Source organism: Mesorhizobium sp. M8A.F.Ca.ET.218.01.1.1, assembly GCF_004791165.1.
In the GTDB taxonomy this organism is placed as follows: domain Bacteria; phylum Pseudomonadota; class Alphaproteobacteria; order Rhizobiales; family Rhizobiaceae; genus Mesorhizobium.
Map to the genome: position 1 here is coordinate 500,272 of NZ_SRUZ01000002.1, position 17,987 is coordinate 518,258.

A 17,987-nucleotide genomic window follows, 5' to 3' on the forward strand; every position below is an offset into this window, starting at 1 on the left:
TCTGATTGGCCGATTGATCTGCTCAACGATAAAGGCACGATGCGGCTGCTCCTGGCAGAGCGGCCTCGATCCGCAGCGCCTGGTCTTCGTCAAACGAAACCTGGATCATGACCAACGCTCCGGTCCGAGATTGAGACCAAGGGTAAGCGGCTACGCGTCTTGGCTCCGCACGGCCACTGGCGCCCGCTTACCTTCCTCGGCGCGTGTTTAGTCCCGGCATTTGCCGGAGCGGATTAAGCTTAAAGCGTTCGGGCTGTGCGGCCGGTCTGTGGACTAGCCTCACGTGATGTTTTCGAGTACTAGGCTCTATCGATGGTTCGTGGGACTTTGCCAAGTATTTCAGCCCCCTGCTCCGTTATCAAAACGCTTTCGCTGCAACCGATCTGATAGCCATTCTCGTCGAAGAGAATAATCGGCAGGTGGAACGTCATATTGACGTCCAGGATATCTTCAGTCCTTGGTTCTATGCTGATGTTGCCGCGTTCGTTCCAATACACTCCAATTTGGTAGCCGGTCCTGCTGCGAAGAGCGTGCGGGTGCGTGGATCGTTGAACCACGCTGCGGATAGCCGCATTCACGGCGCCGGTCGTGGCACCCGGTTTCATGATGGCGATACCCGCGTCCAAAGCCTCCGACGAAATTTCGTACAGCGCTTCGAGCCCGGGATGGCGCCCCACGACAGCGGACCGGCACAATGGGGCGACATAGTCATTTTTTGTCCCGCTGACTTCGATAAAGGCCCCCTCGTTTATCCCGATCGGATACTTGTCCGGCTCCTGATGCGGCACCCGCAGGCGTTCGCCGAAGACCATATGCAAATGTTCGGGTTGTATGTCCTCCCCACCGGCGGTTGAAACCCGATTGCGGATCTTTGCGGCAACCTCGCTTTCGGTGACCCCCTCCAGAAGCGATTCCTGGAATGTGATGATAGCGAGATCCGTCATGGCGGCCGCTTCGCGCACAGCCGTAATTTCGATTTCGTCCTTCACGGCCGCGATTGACGCGACCAGCCTGCCCGCATCAACGATCTTCACATTGGGCAAGGCCGCTTGTAGCGCGGTCACGTCCGCCGGGGCTAGGCCCCAGCAATCGAGTTCCATCCCGACTCGCTTATGGTCAAGGCCATGTCGCCGCAGAACATCAGCGCAAACCGTGCGCCACTCATATCCCTCGGTGAAGGGCACTATCTTGTCGATACAGCTATTTGCCCTGACATTCCCCTCATCGAACTCCCGGACGATAAAGGTCGGCGCCCGCCCCGTTGATAGTATGAGCGGGAACGGCCTGAAATAAGATCCCTGGCCGGAATAGCCAGTCAGATAGCGAAGGTGGCTTCTGGCGGTTACCATGAGGCCATCAAGGCCAGCGCGTTCCACAGCTTCGAGTACGCGCTCTTGCCGCTTCTCATATTCGGATCTCGGATATATTGTTCCGGTGCCGGGGATTGCTATCTGCTTCACATTCATGATCTTCTCCGCGCATCAATTGTCGTTGTTCAGTTGGAGTGGTGCTCGCGATGCGGCGTGCGGCACCTGCGCCAAGCGAAAAGCCCCGGCAGCATCAGCCAAACCACCGTAGTCTCAGGTTTACCAAGTCGTTTCCGCACCTCCAACATAGAGGCTGAATCTCGAATCGCATTCAGCTCCTGCTCAACGGCTCAAGCATCGGTCTCCAAAGCTATGACCGCCGGCAACAACTGTGGCCGGATGACATTCGATCATGCGCGCGTTAGTGCCAGCCTCCTTGTCAGCCTGTTCGGGCATATTAAGGCCACAGGCTTGCGCGCTTCCATCTGGCCGAGTCTCCGCCGACCGTGGGGAGACCGTTTAAATCGCGGAGTTCAGAAGTGCGGGCTGCTCTCTTAGCTTCGATCGCCACCACGTGACATAGAGGACCATTAGCCAGAGCACAGGCAATAGCATCAGCAGCGTTGCCACTGCGGCAATCGTCGGGTCGATCTGGTGGCGTATGTTCTCCCACATCTTCAGCGGCAGGGTACGAATCGAGAGGCCCCCGATGAGGGACGTGATGACGACCTCGTCGAAGGAGTGGAGGAACGCGAACACGGCGCCGCCGATGATGCCCGGCCGAACCAGCGGCAGCGTCACCCGCCTAAACGTCTGGAAAGGCCCCGCACGCATGCTCTTGGCCGCGTCCTCAAGCCGTCTGTCAAAATTCGCCAGGGTGGCGGAGACGATCACGACGACATAGCCGATCGCGCCGATGCTATGACCCAGGACGATTCCGGTGTTCGAGCCTAGCAGTCCGAGTTTGACCAGCCCGAGATAGGTTGCGATACCGACGACGATGACCGGAAAAGTTATCGGCGTCAGGATCAGCATGGTCAGGAAGCCGCGCAGCCGCGGAAAGGTCGTGCGGGTGAGCCCATAGGCCGCAAGCGTGCCCACAATGGTCGACAGGATGGCCACGGCAACGGCGATCTGGATGCTGGTCCAGGCAGCGTCTCTCCAGGATGGATCGCCGAAGAAGGAGCGGTACCACTGCAGGGAAAGGCCCGAGGGAGGAAATTCCAGAAACGTCCCGGCGCTAAATGACATAATGACGACCACGAGCCCGGGAAACAGCAGGTAGAACATGACGAGTAGGACGAATACCGTGCCGACGATCTTCGGCCAGTGGCTGTCGCCGCCGGCCCGGTAGAGCTGATCTATCCAGCGCTTCGCCCTAATGGGAGTGAGAAGCTCATTGACCCAGCGCTTCAGCGCACCGAAAGGCGACCGTCGGCTCAGCCAAGGCTTACGCGCCGGCTGCCCCGCGCTGCCCTGCCTATGGGAGAGATCAAGCCCGAACATGGATAGCATGATCACCGCCACCGCCAAGAGGACGAAGGCCGATGCGGCGATGCGCGCTATATTGAAGGAGGTCGAAACCTGCGACGCAATGAAGGTCGACAGCATGGCATCCGGCAGCCCCCCGAGAGCCGCCGGAGTGATGTAGAAGCCGAGGCAGAGCACAAAGACCAGCACCGCGCCGCTGCGCACGCCCGGCATGCTGAGCTGGAAAAATACCCGCCAGAAAGCGGTGAGTGGCCGCGCGCCCATGCTGCGTGCCGCCGCCATCAGTGACTTATCGATGCCCATCATGACGCTGACAAGTGGCAGGATCATCATTGGCAGCATAATGTGCACCATGCCAATATAGACTGCCGTTCGGTTGTAGATGAGCGGGAGCGGACTGGAGATTAACCCGAGGTCGAGCAACATATGGTTGATCAAGCCGCGGTCGCCTAGAATGACGATCCATGCATAAGTGCGCGCCAAGGCGCTGGTCAGGTAGGGGATGATGACGAGCACGACGAGCGCCACGCGCAGGTGCTTCGGGGCGGCGACGATGAGATAGGCCGTGGGATAGCCGATGATGACGCAGATGCCCGTGGCGACGATGCTTATCTCGATCGTCTGCAAGAGCACGCGAACATTCGCTGGGTGACTGAAAAACGCCTGATAGTTGGCTAGCGAAAAAGCTGGTGCATTGACGCTTGTAAAAAAGAGCAGAATGATTGGTATGCCGAAGACGACGAAAAGGATCGTGAAGGCCGGAACGGTAAGGCCGATGGGCATACGGCCCACTGTCTGAAACATCTTCATCCGGATTTCCTAGCGCCTATAATGAGACGAAACGAACGTCGCACCGCAGCCAGTGGATGCGCACCTCCGAGCCCAGCCGGAACGTTTGCTGTTCCGAGGCGACATGCTCGCGCACGATCAGGACAGTGCTCCCGACGCGCACATGGTATTTGCGCAACGGGCCACAATAGATCATTTCATCGACGATGCCGCTGACGGACTGCCACTGATCCGCATTGGCCCGCTTTGGTGCATTGGGGAGGCTAATACAAATACGCTCCGGCCGGATCATAGCCACGGTACCGAACGGCTGCGCGGCATCGGATTCGACAGTGAAACCAGGATTTTCGAGGATGTTTGCCTCGCCCAGAAACTTTGCCACGAAGCACGTCGCTGGCCGGTCGTAGAGGGCCTCGGGCGCGTCGGTCTGCTCGATCCGACCGGCGCGCATGACGACGATGCGGTCCGACAGGGTGAGCGCCTCCTCCTGGTCGTGCGTGACACAGATGGTGGTGATGCCAAACTCTTTGTGCAGGCTCTTCATCTCGACCTGCATCTGCTCGCGAAGGTTGCGGTCGAGTGCGCCGAGCGGCTCGTCGAGCAAGAGAAACGGCGGATCGGCAATCAGCGCTCGGGCAAGCGCCACGCGCTGCTGCTGGCCCCCGCTCAATTGCGACGGCATGCGGCCTCCAAAGTCCTCAAGATGCACGCGCTCAAGCATGCGGTCGACCCGAGCTGCCCTCTCGGCAGCCTTCATGCCGCGCATTTCGAGGGGAAATTCAAGGTTCCGACGCACCGTAAGGTGGGGAAAAAGAGCATAGCTTTGAAAGACAATGCCCTGGTCGCGCCGGTAGGACGGCACTGCAGCGACGGAGTTTCCAGCGATCAAGATGTCGCCCTCATTGGGCGCTACGAACCCGGCAAGCAGCATCAACGCTGTGGTCTTGCCCGAACCGCTCGGGCCGAGAATTGTCAGGAACTCGCCGCGACGGACAGTCAGTGACAGGTCTTTGACCGCGGCGACCCGCCCGTACATCTTGGTAACCTTGCGAAATTCAATCTGTGCGGGGACCGCGCTTTGCTCCAATGCGTTAACCTCAGTAAGTGAGACCGGATTTCTGATATACACAGTCACTGTTGATACTCCAGAAAGACCCAACTGCGTACACCATCGACTGATTGGGGGCGCATCAGCGTCGCAAAATAGCGGTGTCGGCTGCAGCGAAGTTGCAAAATGACTAAATCGCTAGCAAGGGGCAACCAGCTTCACGAAATGAAGGAGTCCGACACTCGTGGCTCATCAAGACATTCAGGTCGGCAAGCTGACGACTGGATCGTAGCCGCCTTGCCGATTCTAAAGCTGGCTAGAGCAGAATCCACTCGTTCCAGCGCTGAGTGAGCCGCTCTGCATTCGACAAGCCATCCGCTCCAACATCGGAGTACCAATTCCCGTTGACCCGAATACTATTTCTCAAGTAGTCAGGATGACTGGCAAGCTTGCGTCCAACCTCCTCGGGAATTAGATTATGGGCATTTAGATTTGTCGGGCCGATGGGAAAGATTTGCACAAACGTCGCTTGGCGGTCCGCGCGGGTGGAAAATTCAATGAACTTTTGCGCGTTTTGTGCATTCGGAGCACCCTTGGGAATTACTCGATAGTCCCAAGTTACCTTGGGCTGACTGCGACTGATCTCGATGGGCGCACCCTGATCTACCAATAGGACTGCTCGTCCATCATACGATTGCAGAAGGTCGGCAGCCTTATCATGCATCATCTGCTGAATCTCGGAGCCACTCGTCCACCACTTGCGGACATGCGGCTTTATCTTGTCCAAACTGACAAAAATGCGGTCGATATCCATCGGATAGAGCGCATCTGCAGAAACTCCATCTGCAAGCAGGGCTTCTTCCCAGGGGCCTTCATTCCCGTATATGCCCGACTGTAGCGCGCGAACACCCGGAAACCGGTTCACATCCCAGAACTCAGCCCAGGTGTTGGGGCGCGGTTTGCCTGAAGGAAACTTATCCGTATTATATACCATATTGACTGAGTACATCACGAAGGCAACGCCGAACGGTTCCTTTCCAAAGTCCACGATACCATCGAGTTCCTCTTTTTTGTATATCGAATAATCGATCTGCTCTAAGAGACCTTTTTTGTGTGCAGGAGACGCCGTGCCGTTGCCCATGGTAACCACATCGACTGAAACGTTATTCGTGGTCACCATCAGCTCAAGTTGCGCGAGAGACATATCGTCGGTGATCGGGTTTACTCGAATCCCGGTTTCGGCCTCGAACGGTTCCACATATGCCTTTATATTGGCCTTGCCGTAGTCGCCGCCGCCTACCATCACCGTTAACTCGCCCGATGATTGAGCCGACGCCTGGCTAGCCACGGAAGACAGTGCGCCGACCGTGAGAGCGGATGACGTCGCCTGCAGGAAACGTCTGCGGTTGATCCAGTAGTTCATTGTTGTTCCCCTTCTTTTTCTTGCATAGTAGTAGGCGCAGTTTCAAACCAATCCTGGACCGCAGGCAGCTATTGACGGCGCGGCGCCGAAGTCAGCATACAGCGCAACCTGTCCAAGAAAAGGCTGTGTTGGATGATCAACTGCGGGCCGGCTCGGGGTCAAATACAGTGTTATTATGATACCATCTAGCAGCGAGATGGTTCCGCACAGGCAGCGCGCCATCGGCACACTGCGCTACCCCTGACGCGCTGGTCTCGCGCGGCCTATTAATGCGGGAAGCGGGCTCCAGATTTGACCGTTCACTGAGCTCGGGCCTCATCGCTCAGCAAGGTCAAAACGGAGAGACGATCCGGATCGGCTTCTCCAACGAGGTTCCTTGGGCCTATCCGGGTGAGAACAACGAGCCGCTTGGCTTGGTCAATGCGATGCTGGACATTCTAAAGAAGATAGGCACCATGTGACTGGCTCCATCGTGCTAGCCTGGAGGCCGGTCGCTTGGAATCTATCACCGGCGGCATGTTCATCGTGCCCGAACGCTGCCGCAACGGGCTGTAATCCGCTAGCCAAGGTCGCGGCAGTGCTGATCGTGCGGAATGGCAGTCCGGAAGGACTGCATTCCTGCGAAGATGTGGGGGGGCAAAGGTCTCACCTTCGTCACCTGGCGCCGGCTGATTGTGATGGCGAAGGCGAAAAAATCGGCATCCCTAACGACAAGATCATCCAGGTGGCCGGCAGGCGGAGATCTCCAGGCCATGACGGTCGGACACGCCGACACTATCAGCGGCAACTACTTCTATATAATAAAAACGCTTGCCGATAAGGATGACAGTATCGAGCCGGCCGATTCATACGCGCCACCTTCCAAGTCCGACTACGCCGCCATCCTCATCCCCAAACGAGCAGGCTTCGGTCAACGCCTTCAACGTCGCGCTGAAGGACTGTCTCGGCTCCGAGGAGATGGTGGCATCGCTCGGCAAAAACGGCTTCAGCAAGGCGAGCCTGCCGGACGGAACTAGGACCGCCGAGCTCTGCAAGGGTAGAAGCAAAGCTGAGATGTGACACTTACGCGCCTCCGCCCTCCCCGGCCTGGCCGGAAAACGGTGAGGCGGGAAGGAAAATGAACATAGGCTTTAGCGTCGTCGCGTTGGAAAAGAGCGTTTGACCACCCTGATTTCCTTTCGGATTCCTGACTCTCCAAAACGATCAGCGCGCCAGCCTCGTACATCAGGCGAATGCTGGCTGCCATGGCGCGCTCCTGCATTTCATCAGTTGCAGCCGCTTGCTCAAACGCTCGTCCGCAAACCTAAATTCGGAAGCTCATGATCGAGCCATGCGAGCTTGCTCATGAGATGACGCGCAACCGGATCCTTCCAGCTGTGGAAACTTCGCGTCCGAGATGACACCTTTCCGCCACGGATGGCCTTCCTCCGCCAGCCGCGCAACGACGCTTCTGCGCCCCGACAAACTTGGACTTCTTCCCCGTCTTTGCGACACCGATCTCACAAGTAAACAATGCCGGTTCGGAACGGTCCGAAAAGTGAATTGCAACGTTCCGCTTATCCACCGAACGCCATTGCTATTGGCGCCCCGCGCGCCGCGATAGCCGCTGTTACTTCGCCCCAAAAAACGCAACATGGAACATATTCAGACGACGGACGCGAGCGTCAGCCTACATAGGTCCGTGATATCGTAGATGGGCAGTCCTATGCTACGGCGGATCGCGGGTGTAACCACCGGGAACCCGGTACATTCGAACAACACTCCCGCGATTGCTGGGTGGACAGCGCGGAGTTGCGCGATGCAGGCACTGACCTCTTTCTCAGTGTCGGCAACGTCCGTCGGGATTGGTGGACGCATCAACGCGTTTTGCAGATGCTTGCCGCCTTCGATGCCGCCGATAATCACCCTCGCCCGATCGACCGGATCCGCAATCCCGAGCAGATCTTCGCCGCAATGCCTCGAGTCGGCGGTTATGACGGCGAGCTTGGCAGTATACGGCAACTGCCGGAGCAACGTCGGAAGTAAGAGGAGGCTCGACATCGCCACGGGGACATTTACCGCCGCGGCCACCGCTGCCTGGTGCCGGATAAAGAAGCCGCAGTCTGCGCTTATTGCGATCGCGCCTCGTTCCACTAAGCGCCTGGCAGCTGCTACGCAGGCTGGCTCAAGTGACGCATCGCCGCGAATAACAACGTCAGCCCAACCACCAGCTACTATCTCCGTGATAATCGGAAAATTGTATATAGCCGGGTCGAGTATCGACCCGCGCGGAGGCGCCGGCGGAATAGCACCTTGCGGTAGCCCCTCTTCTAGACTGATTAATCCAATAGATCGTGCGCTTTGCGAGGCCATAGATGATGCTCCTAAAGCTCTGTTCAAACTCAACTTCCGAAGATCTCGTCGATCAACTGAGTATGCGTACCGACATCCCGCATCCGGAATTTCGGTCGCCAATCGTGAGGGGCTGACCTAAGGTCGAATCTGCCGCCGATCTGTGCCTTAAGGCACGGTTAGCCTCCTCCACGCCAAGCGGCAAATACAGCATGTGTATAGCCATCATCTAAATGCGAGATGGACCGGATGGCGCCACCGGAACACCGCTTATGGACTACGTGGGCCGTAGTCAAAGCAGTCAAAGCGGGGGCGTCGAACACGCAGCGATGTCACCAACACATGGCGCTGTCATGGAAGGCGCGGACCCGGCTTTCCTGGCGATCAGTACTAGGCGTCAGGGTATTAGGGTAAGCGCGAAGCTGAGGCCGTTCAGCGCTGGTAGTTCCAGGGCATGAGGGCATCGATGCCGCTGTTTGGCCAGCCATGGGCGATGCGCTCGAGGGACTCGGTGAGCCAGGCGTGCGGATCGACCTGGTTCATCTTGGCGGTTCATGCCGACCGGCGAACTATGCCGAGTGTCAACCATGGGTTCTTGGTCGAAACGGCGGGCAAAGCGCATCATACCGCCATGATCGGACGAGGCGCTCGGCATAGTTCGCCGGTCGGCATAAACCTTCAAACTCAACGGTGTCGAACCGCTCCATTCCTCGCCAGGATCGTCAACGGCCACCCTGACCGAGGGCCTGCTGCCTTGGCGTACATCCCGGCTCCCGAGCTCAACGCCGTGGCCTGAGAACAAGCTCATTCCCCGGCGAGAAGTGCGACGAGTTGTTGGCGACGTTGTCGCACAGCAGTGCTCGGCCTCCCAAAGCTCGTCAAGGCTTTGGCAGTCGGCGTCATCCTGCTCAGCCCTGCCGGCGACGCAGCAACGGTGTCCCCGTTCAAATGCAAGCAGCGCAACAAGGCGCAAGTCGGCTCACGAGCCAGTCGCGGTCGGCCCAGTGCGCCGCCGCCATTCATTGAGCGTATAGCCTTAACGTTGAGCGCGGATCTGCGGTGCTGGATATAAGCCCGGCAAGTACAAGCGCATGCCATAATGTGACTTGATTGGCTGTCATAACTAGCCGACCCGAAATTTTCTCAAAAGATTCCAAATGTTCCAAGGAGTTGATTCCGGTACACGGAATGAGAATCGGGTCATCGGAAATCGGCATTAAGGAGGCGAACTCTGCCAGTTCTGCTCCACAGTCGACATCATTGCCTTGTCCACTCTGCGTATACATATTCCGGATTTTTCCAACGCTTACACCTGCCTCAGAGAGAAACGTGACCAACAGCTTCGTGGTTTGAGAATCATACAACGATAGAATATCCACACGCTTCGCACCAAGGGCCGCCAGTGCAGCCAAAAAAGCCATCGCCGTGCTTGAAGCGGGCGCTTGGGCACTTTCAGAAAGGAACTGAATCTGGCGCTTTGCATGCTGCAGTCCTTTAAAGAAACTGGCGCTTGTGCAGGCCCAGATGACCGAACCGCATCCCATGTTCCCTAACTTGCGTGCAGCCGGCGACAGCACATCTTCCGCAGTAGCGCGCTCGCAGGATTCAAATTCCGTGGCAGCAGATATATCCTTACCACCAAGTGAGCGAACAGAAATGTACTCCGTGTTCTCGAAGTTGCGGTCAGCGAGCCATTTGTTCATAAATCTGTCGTCAATTATTTCATAGGGGATCGTACCATCAGAAGGAACAATAGCGCCGATCTTTCTAGTGGGATTCTGTTTTTGCATTTCACTTGCCTTTTTAAAGTTTGCTGCAGCGGATAGGGATGAGTCCCATCTATTTTTTTCCCTCACAAGCCATGATACTGCACTCGACACTTAAGACCCGAAAAACCTCTAGGCCGCTACTTGGATTTCGTTCGCTGCTCATATCCGCCAAGGCGCCTGGCAAACCATGCGCGTTCACGCGCTAACGCGGTGACGGCGCACGTATCTTTAGCGATTTACGCGTCGCCCAAAGGGCACCATTCCTTCTTTTTACAGCGGCATGCGCTCGGATTAAATGGCGTTTAGTCAGTGGCGTGGGAGCGAAACAGCTTCACGATCGGCGGCTTTTGGGGCACGAAATGTTCGTTCCCTTATGAGTGCATTAGGATATATAGCGTGGTACTTGGCCCATCGCTCGGCTTCTATTCTGAATTGCGGAGCTATTTCTGCGTGCAACTCAGTGCAGGGAATGCTATGATCATCGATGATCTTACCATTGTTCTCAATCGCGGTTTCAGTCCGAACGAATTCCTCCGCCTGCAGCTAATGAATTCCACGGGAATTCATCGCTATTTACTAATGGTCGCGTAGCGATCTGTGTCAAATTCAGTTTTTGTATTGATGCCATCTCGATTGCAGATCCAGCGCGGCTTGAGTTCAGTATCGGCAAATCCGACTCGTCACATGGCTCATGCTGTGCTGCTAACTATTGGCTCGTAAGGGCGACCTTAAGAGCGCAGCCTGGCTCCGTGCCATGCTCCTGCAAGGCGGTTTTCGCTGGAGGCGTACGCTATGCAAGGCTTGCTTGCGAGTTGTATATGCGCGCAATCAGCGTGGTCGCGTTTCTGCGACAGACCGTTAGGGACCTCGCCATGTATTGTTAATCCGGAACTGCGCGCGGTGCAGGTATGAGCGTACCTGCTGCCTCTTGAGCATATTTGATACCAGGCATGCGAGTTTGCCTAACTATATCCTAGCGGATCACTCAGATGAGCGCCCCTAATTGATGATAGCTTGAGCCTTCCGTCGGGTGGATCGCCTAATTCGTCGCGCTCCACTGGAAAGCTCGACGCCTCACCTGAGATGGCCCGCATGGCGGTGATGAATACAAGCGCATCGAATCTGCAACCAGATTATAGTCCTGGGCTGGCACCTAATACGTAAGCGTGAAGCGGACCCCATCTGGCGCGACATGAGATGATGGGCGAGAAATGATGACACTGAAGAAGCCGAGGAGCTTGCAGTGTCAATTTCTATGTCTGCGCCTATGCCTAATGATAGAACTTTTCATGTCCTTGAGGCGGTTGCGAACCGGCTGGACGCAAGCCCGCAGCGTCCGCGGCGGCGCTGGTCGGCGGTGGCGCGCCGGCACGGCTGGTTGAGGAGTCTCTGAAGCCGGGTGCGAACGTGTCGGCGATTGCGCGCCAGGCTGGACTGGCGAGTTCGCAGCTGTTTGGCTGGCGGCGCAATGCGATCAAGAGCGGTGCGGTCAGGCCGCAGCGGGATACGGCTCGGCTTTGTCGAGGTCACCCCGACAGCATCTGCGTCGGTGGAGATCGAGCTGGGTGGCGTGGTCATTCGCGCCGGTGCCGATATCAATGAGGAGCAGCTGGTGCGGATCATCCGGGCGGTTCGCAAGGCATGATCCCGGCTGGCGTGAAGGTGTTGGTCGCCAGTCATCCCGTCGATTTTAGAAAAGGTCCCGACGGCCTTCTGGCCCTGGAGCGCGATCCCGGCTCGGATCCGTTCTTATGGGTCGGGCGAGATTATGTGGCGGAGCCGCCCTGACCGCTTTCGCGGCCGGCCAAACCCAGCTTGCCTCCGCCACATAATATTCAAATGAAGTTCAGCAGTTGCAGAACGGCGTCGTTCGGTCGGAAACGCACGCCGGGATCGTCGGTGACCCCCGCCTTCTCGAGTCCTTTGCGCATCATCTCGACATCCGCGGCGGCATAGCGGTGGGTTGTGGCGACCTGTGCGTGCCAGCCAGGCTTGGATCGTTAAAAGGTCCACGCCGGACTGGAGAAGCCTCCTGGCGAGGGAGTGCCGGAAGATGTGCGGCGATATGGGCTTGTCGGCCAAGGCAGGCCTGATAGCCACGGCCTCGGCGGCCGCACGTCGCACGATATGGGTGGCTCCGAACCGAGTCAGGCGCTCGTTGCGGGCGCCGACGAATATCGGTCGCGGCTCGTGATGGGCGATCCCGCGCTCACTCAACAAGGTTGTCAGCGCGCGCGCCAGGTCCTTAGGAATGGGGACGACGCGGTCTCTGCGCCCCTTGCCGCGCAGCAGCACTTGCGGGTGAGAGCCCTCCAACTGAAGGTCGTTTGCGTTGACGCCTTTGGCTTCTGGGACCCGGGCGCCGGTCCGTGCCAGGAAGAGCAGAAAGGCTCGGTCGCGCCGACCACGGGGCGTCTTCGGATCGGGCGCCGCGATGAGGGTGTCCACTTCGGCCTTGGTGAGGTGGTGCGTTACCCCGATGTGCGACCGTTTAATGGGAATCGACAGCGCGCGTTGGGCCACACCGAGGCATAAGAACGGATCGGCCTCGATCGTCTTGCGCACCAGCGCCGTGTCGCCACCATGACCTTGACCGCACCAGTCGGCCCCGACACGACATTGCCCTCAGAGCGCGTATCACTGCTTCGACCGTCTTGGCATGGGCACCGGGCCATTGCATCACGACGCCGTCGATCTCGAGCTCGATCACACCAGCGTCTCGAGCCGGGTCCCGCTTTCTTGGCTGTGGCCGATGCTTCGCCGCAGGCTTCGGAGGCGCTGCCGTCACCACCGCCGGCACGAACATGGATACCGATATCGCTGCCTCCCCCATCGGCCGGCGAGCAGCCCGACGCCAGGTGAACAATTGCTGCGGGGAAGTCCATACCGGTTACCGCGATGGAGTTTCGCGAAAGGAGCCTTGAACGTGGATGGGCCGTCAGGCGTAAAGACCGTATGTCCGCCTCTTTCGTGAGGTGGCTCGCCCTACACTGCCCGTCCGAAGGTTACTTCTCTATTCGGCGTGTTGAAGCCAAGCGCTTTTCGAGCTTTCCGCTTCGCCGGCATCTGAGGTCGTTCGCAGGGTCTTGCTTCTCTGCGGGATCGGCGGTCGCCCGTCGCCTTGATGGGATCAGAAGAATGAGGCGGAACAACATCGGATGGGTCCTGATCGTTGTGATGCGACCGGTACTGCAATCCTCGCGAACTCACCTCATTCATCGTCCCGCGAAGGACGCTCTACGAACGCACCTCGATTACCATCACCACTAACCTGGCATTCGGCGAGTGGCCGAGCGTCTTCGCCGGCGACGCGAAGATGACCACCGCGCTGCTCGATCGCCTTACGCATCATTGCGAGATCATCGAGACCGGAAACGAATTCTGGCGCTTCAAAAAGCCGCTCTCAAAGCTAAAACCGAAAAGCCAATCACCCGCGTCCGATCAGGCTGTGCAACCCTGACCAGCTTCGCCTGATCGGGCGCTCACCGCCGTGCCCTTCACCACCCACCGAGGTCCCCCTTTTGCGCGAAAACATGGGGTCCGATTCCACGGTCATTGGCAGAATCAGCGTGCTCCTGTGACGAGGATCGGCTCGACCCGCCCGAGATGGGGTATTCGGCTTGAGCCTTATCGTCGGGCGACAATGCATGGCGGATAGGTTGAAGGTGCTGCGCTTCGAGCTGATGGTTAAGCGTGGTCTGCATGCCCGCAGCCACGAGCAGAACAGCGCTCGATGTCCGCTGTCAAGATTAGGCGCGCGGAAGATCGTCCGGTCCATCGAACCGCTCGCAATAACGATCGCGCGCATGGGAGGAGACGGAACTGGCGGGCGTCGGTCGATTTGCCGGCCAAAAACCGTCTGACGGGCACTCCCCTGCCGCGTCCGCCCATGCGCGAGATAAAAGCCGCCGTATGCGGCAGGAGGCTACGATCTGATCGCCCGACCGCGGCAAACGTCATGCCGGGCCGATGCCGTGACCTCCGCCGACGGCTGACGCGCAGCTCGGCGCTGGGCTTCGGATAAGGATCGGCCTTTCGCTCGCCGCAACGCGCGCCGGGTGCAGCGAAATGACCGCGAGAACCCTTGTTATCACACGCGGATTGTGCGGCCGCCGGGCTTGGCTTGGCCGGCGCAGCTGACGATCTGATCAGCCGGGGCAGACGCTTGCTTACTCCGCTCAGCCGCTCGGCCGTCGGAGTTGGTCGAGCGCCCAGGCCATGCGAAATGCCGCTTGGTCGGCTATGCCAGCCCCATGTGAGGCACCGCTGTGGCCGCCCACAGTCCGCACGCGGAAGACAAGCTCAGGGTCGCGATCGGCTGCACAAAACCGACGCTGCGCTACATAGCGAGCGGGCTGGTGATAGAGCACCGCGCCGTCGTAGAGCGCGGCGTCGACATACGTCGGCGGGCAGGGGCGATCGGCGCTGAGGTTGTAGTATGGGTCGTAGCTCCGCATGAACTCATATTCGTGGGCAACGTGGGGATCTCCGTACTCCACCGTTTCCACTAGTGCGCACGGCATCGTAAAATCCATTTCGGTATCAATGATGTCGGAAAGCGGAACCTCAGCGAGCACTGCGCGGAACAAGTCGGGACGTAAGAGGGCCGCGCCAAGCACGGTACCCCCACCAGCGCTCTTTCCCTCAATGACAATACCGTCGCGGGTGGCGAACCCCTGCTCAACGAGCCCCTCGGCAGCGGCAATCAGATCTGTGTGGGTGATACGTTTTCGATCGCGGGTAGCTGCCTCGTGCCATGGACGTCCGAGCTCGCCGCCCCCTCGTACGTGCGCGATGCCGAAAGCAACTCCGCGATCGAGCAGGCTCAAACGCTGGGTCATGGATGAGGGCCAAGGGAAAAACGAGGGCCATCTCGGTTTTCCGTAACAGCCGTATACATTCAATAATACCGGCCCCGGGCTCGTTCGATCACGCCGCGCGACCAACGAAATCGGGACCTGAACGCCGTCTTCCGCCTCCGCCATGACGACTGTCGCGATATATTGAGTAGGGTCATATCCCGCGACACGGGCCTGGTACAAGACTGCCGATCGGTCATTGGCGAGATCATGCTCGACGACGGTATCGGGCGTCCCGAATGAGCTAACCGAGTAGATCAACTTCGAACTTCGGAACGGATGCCGTGCGACCGAATAGTGACCATCTGGCGATAGCCCGACCGTAAGGCTGCAACTCGGCTCGTCGGGAGCGATCGTGGCTTCGACCCGCCCGCTTCCGTTCCGCGAGACCAAGCGAGGACGAAGGCCCTCTCGCTCCAGGACAACCAGGTGGTTTTCGAGCACGTGGATCTCATCGAGCATCACGCCCGCTCGATGTGGAATGACCTCCTCCCAGCACGCCGGTGACGGGTCATCTATCGGCGCACGGACAAGCCGCCAGTACGGTCCAGCGTCGTCCACACGAAACAGAAAACTCTCGCCCCAATGCTCGGCAAAGACCTCGTGCCCGAGTTTACGCCCCACGATCCGGCGCCACTTGCCTCCCGGCTCGTCAGCGGGAAGACACCACACCTCTGCAGCGCCGCGTTGAACGCAACAGGACTCGTCCAAGGTAGCATGTAAGTCGAGGAACAACCAGGCGCCGCTATCAGAACGCCGCACCATCAAATCCAGTCGCTCGTTGGCCTCCTCGAACACCACCTCAGACCTGCAGGCCTCGACGTCCAAGCGGACAATCTGATCGCACTGCCGCCGGTCAGCCCGCACCCGTGTAAAAAGCAGCGTGTGATTATCGGCGGCCCAGACAACCTGCCTGGCGCGACCCGAGCCGCGCCAGACCTCGCGGCCGTCGGTCATGTCCCGCACTCTCAACTCGTAGTGCTCGTTACCGATGAGATCGAAGCTAAACGCTACGTAACGCCCGTCGTCGCTCGGCTCGAACACACCGAGCGAATAGAAGATCTCGGCCCCGGGAATCGCGTTGGGGTCGAAGACAAGCTCGGCCGAGCCGCCGGTCGCCGGCCGGCGCCACCACGCCGGGTGAGACAGGTCCTGCTCGTGTCTTTGGAAGTACTCGAAAGGCCCAACTTGGAATGGTGGCGGCGTGCCCTCGCAAAGCTGACGCCCTTCGATCTCAGCGATGAGCTCCGCCTTGAGCCCTGTCAGGTGAGCTGTCGCTTGCTCCGCGTAGCTGTTCTCGGCTGCCAGATACGCGAGGACATCGGGATTGTCCCGGTCGCAAAGCCATCTGTACCGGTCAATCGTGACGTCGTCATGAAGGACCCGGATCCGCGGCTCGGCACGGAGAAGCGGTGGCTGAAGGCGCTTATCTCCCATCAGACGGCTCTCACGTGAAAAACAAGAGCAAGGCTTCCTGCGGCAGTCCGCGAACAACTTAGTTTGTGCATTAACTTTCCTCCCAGACAATTAGCGGCAAACCGCTCAGCGATCCATGCGCGAGATCGCCAGCATCTTTCTCTTTCCGATTTTCGGCGGTGTCGCGTGCGGCGCGCAACATTGCCTGCTGTCAGACGGAGACAAAGCGCATGGCAAGCATTCATACGGTTCTCAGTTATTCTTCAATTCTCTCTCAATTTCACCGCCGGTTAGCCCGCAACACAGGCTATGGCCTCATATACCTAGGAGCTCGCAGCAGCTCCCTTGCCTTGCCACTGGTTAGACTTGCAAGGTCATCTCTGAATTGACAAGCATAGAATGAAGATCCCAGCTATCGAGAATCCAGATGATCAATGCTCACCTCGGTGGCAAGGCAGGCCGGTGCACATATCTGGAAGACTAACTGTGGTGCGAGGTCAAAGTGCGTTGGCAGAGGCGTTTAATGCTGACGAGGATCTCGTCGGCGGATTTGATCCAGGCATTGCAGCTTTCAGGCTGTTGGTGCTGGCAAAGGTGCCCCGTTGGAGACAGCGCCGCGTCCGGATCAAGAACCAGCATTCCACCAGGTTTAGCCAAGAAGCGCTTGTCGGGGTGAAGTGCAGATCCCAGCGCGGCCGCTTCGTTAACCAGTCATGCACCAGCGTCTTGTAGCGTGAGGCATTGTCGAATACCAGAGCCGTCGGGGATCAACCGTATCTATCGGCTCTACCGTAAGGAAGGGCTGAACGTGCGCAAGCGTCGTGCGCGCCGGGCGGTCGGCACACGAGCCCCGACCCTGGTCGAGGCTCGGCCGAATGCACGCTGGTCGCTGGATTTCGTCCATGACCAGTTCGCCTGCGGGCGGCGCTTCCGCGTGCTGAACATCGTCGGTGACGTGACGCGCAGCCGGGCATGATCGTGTCTGACCACGGGACGGAGTTCACCTCGAACGCAATCCTGGCCTGATCGAAGGACCATCGCGTCGAGTGGCACTACATTAAGCGGGGCCCTGACCGCACCTTCTTTGCGCCGGCGTGACGAGGCACCCTTGACGATCCGATTTGGAGGATCGTTTGTCTCCAGACTTGACCATAGACTTGAGCCAGCGGGCGCGGATCCTGGAGGAGACGTTCACGCCGGGTGCGGTGGTGTCGGCGGTGGCGCGCCGGCACGGCTGGTTGAAGAGTCTCTGAGGCCGGTGCGAACGTGTCGGCGATCGCGCGCCAGGCTGGACTGGCGAGTTCGCAGCTGTTTGGCTGGCGGCGGAATGCGATCAAGAGCGGTGCGGTCAGGCCGCAGCGGGATACGGCTCGGCTCGGCTTTGTCGAGGTCACCCCGACAGCGTCTGCGTCGGTGGAGATCGAGCTGGGTGGCGTGGTCATTCGCGCCGGTGCCGATATCAATGAGGAGCAGCTGGTGCGGATCATCCGGGCGGTTCGCAAGGCATGATCCCGGCTGGCGTGAAGGTGTTGGTCGCCAGTCATCCCGTCGAAC

General features: G+C 58.8%; 9 protein-coding genes and 7 pseudogenes. 7 read left to right on the forward strand and 9 right to left on the reverse strand.

Annotated features, from left to right (window positions below; translation table 11 throughout):
* Positions 1–55 precede the first annotated feature (55 nt).
* Positions 56–204: pseudogene (locus tag EN861_RS08820) on the forward strand (IS630 family transposase); the annotation flags it as partial.
* 95 nt (positions 205–299) lie between these two features.
* Here the strand turns inward: EN861_RS08820 and EN861_RS08825 are convergent.
* The 4 genes from EN861_RS08825 to EN861_RS08840 all read right to left on the reverse strand — a co-directional run bounded on the left by EN861_RS08825 (position 300) and on the right by EN861_RS08840 (position 6,058).
* The gene (locus EN861_RS08825) at positions 300–1,466 is read right to left on the reverse strand and encodes a Xaa-Pro peptidase family protein (protein WP_128314534.1); all 1,167 of its coding nucleotides are present in this window, start codon (positions 1,464–1,466) and stop codon (positions 300–302) included.
* 360 nt (positions 1,467–1,826) lie between these two features.
* On the reverse strand, positions 1,827–3,608 hold the full coding sequence (locus EN861_RS08830) for an ABC transporter permease subunit (protein ID WP_128314535.1): 1,782 nt from the start codon (positions 3,606–3,608) through the stop codon (positions 1,827–1,829).
* 16 nt (positions 3,609–3,624) lie between these two features.
* A complete protein-coding gene (locus EN861_RS08835) occupies positions 3,625–4,623 on the reverse strand; it encodes an ABC transporter ATP-binding protein (protein ID WP_128314548.1) in 999 nt (332 codons plus the stop codon).
* 328 nt (positions 4,624–4,951) lie between these two features.
* Positions 4,952–6,058 (reverse strand): ABC transporter substrate-binding protein, encoded by a 1,107-nt coding sequence (locus tag EN861_RS08840; RefSeq protein WP_128314536.1) that lies wholly within the window; start codon positions 6,056–6,058, stop codon positions 4,952–4,954.
* A 752-nt stretch (positions 6,059–6,810) separates the two neighbouring features.
* Between EN861_RS08840 and EN861_RS35825 the strand changes: the two genes are divergently transcribed.
* Positions 6,811–7,074: a hypothetical protein gene (locus tag EN861_RS35825; RefSeq protein ID WP_135932612.1), complete on the forward strand. Its 264-nt coding sequence runs from the start codon at positions 6,811–6,813 to the stop codon at positions 7,072–7,074.
* 760 nt (positions 7,075–7,834) lie between these two features.
* Positions 7,835–8,083 (forward strand): hypothetical protein, encoded by a 249-nt coding sequence (locus tag EN861_RS36750; protein WP_189341898.1) that lies wholly within the window; start codon positions 7,835–7,837, stop codon positions 8,081–8,083.
* Positions 8,084–8,821: 738 nt separating this feature from the next.
* Here the strand turns inward: EN861_RS36750 and EN861_RS08855 are convergent.
* A pseudogene (locus EN861_RS08855) lies at positions 8,822–8,941 on the reverse strand (transposase domain-containing protein); the annotation flags it as partial.
* Between the two features lie 467 nt (positions 8,942–9,408).
* A complete protein-coding gene (locus EN861_RS08860) occupies positions 9,409–10,179 on the reverse strand; it encodes a hypothetical protein (protein WP_128314537.1) in 771 nt (256 codons plus the stop codon).
* Between the two features lie 1,447 nt (positions 10,180–11,626).
* Here EN861_RS08860 and EN861_RS08865 point away from each other — a divergent pair.
* Positions 11,627–11,803: a hypothetical protein gene (locus tag EN861_RS08865; RefSeq protein ID WP_245512013.1), complete on the forward strand. Its 177-nt coding sequence runs from the start codon at positions 11,627–11,629 to the stop codon at positions 11,801–11,803.
* A 398-nt stretch (positions 11,804–12,201) separates the two neighbouring features.
* On the opposite strand, the pseudogene EN861_RS36160 reads toward EN861_RS08865, so the two are convergent.
* Positions 12,202–12,723: pseudogene (locus EN861_RS36160) on the reverse strand (tyrosine-type recombinase/integrase); the annotation flags it as partial.
* 660 nt (positions 12,724–13,383) lie between these two features.
* On the opposite strand from EN861_RS36160, the pseudogene EN861_RS08875 reads away from it, so the two are divergent.
* Positions 13,384–13,618, forward strand: a pseudogene (locus EN861_RS08875) (ATP-binding protein); the annotation flags it as partial.
* A 718-nt stretch (positions 13,619–14,336) separates the two neighbouring features.
* Here the strand turns inward: EN861_RS08875 and EN861_RS08880 are convergent.
* Together EN861_RS08880 and EN861_RS08885 are read right to left on the reverse strand one after the other, a co-directional pair.
* A complete protein-coding gene (locus tag EN861_RS08880; protein WP_189342123.1) occupies positions 14,337–16,454 on the reverse strand; it encodes a S9 family peptidase in 2,118 nt (705 codons plus the stop codon).
* A gap of 459 nt (positions 16,455–16,913) precedes the next feature.
* Positions 16,914–17,188 (reverse strand): annotated as a pseudogene (locus EN861_RS08885) (IS630 family transposase); the annotation flags it as partial.
* A 5-nt stretch (positions 17,189–17,193) separates the two neighbouring features.
* On the opposite strand from EN861_RS08885, the pseudogene EN861_RS08890 reads away from it, so the two are divergent.
* Both EN861_RS08890 and EN861_RS08900 read left to right on the forward strand, forming a co-directional pair.
* Positions 17,194–17,456: pseudogene (locus EN861_RS08890) on the forward strand (IS3 family transposase); the annotation flags it as partial.
* A gap of 234 nt (positions 17,457–17,690) precedes the next feature.
* Positions 17,691–17,942, forward strand: a pseudogene (locus EN861_RS08900) (IS66 family insertion sequence element accessory protein TnpB); the annotation flags it as partial.
* Between the last annotated feature and the right edge of the window lie 45 nt (positions 17,943–17,987).

Coding starts and splice junctions, on each gene's coding strand:
- EN861_RS08825 (WP_128314534.1), bottom strand. CDS start 1,466: ATGAATGTGAAGCAGATAGCAATCCCCGGCACCGGAACAATATATCCG.
- EN861_RS08830 (WP_128314535.1), bottom strand. CDS start 3,608: ATGAAGATGTTTCAGACAGTGGGCCGTATGCCCATCGGCCTTACCGTT.
- EN861_RS08835 (WP_128314548.1), bottom strand. CDS start 4,623: ATGTACGGGCGGGTCGCCGCGGTCAAAGACCTGTCACTGACTGTCCGT.
- EN861_RS08840 (WP_128314536.1), bottom strand. CDS start 6,058: ATGAACTACTGGATCAACCGCAGACGTTTCCTGCAGGCGACGTCATCC.
- EN861_RS35825 (WP_135932612.1), top strand. CDS start 6,811: ATGACGGTCGGACACGCCGACACTATCAGCGGCAACTACTTCTATATA.
- EN861_RS08860 (WP_128314537.1), bottom strand. CDS start 10,179: ATGCAAAAACAGAATCCCACTAGAAAGATCGGCGCTATTGTTCCTTCT.
- EN861_RS08865 (WP_245512013.1), top strand. CDS start 11,627: ATGCGATCAAGAGCGGTGCGGTCAGGCCGCAGCGGGATACGGCTCGGC.
- EN861_RS08880 (WP_189342123.1), bottom strand. CDS start 16,454: ATGGGAGATAAGCGCCTTCAGCCACCGCTTCTCCGTGCCGAGCCGCGG.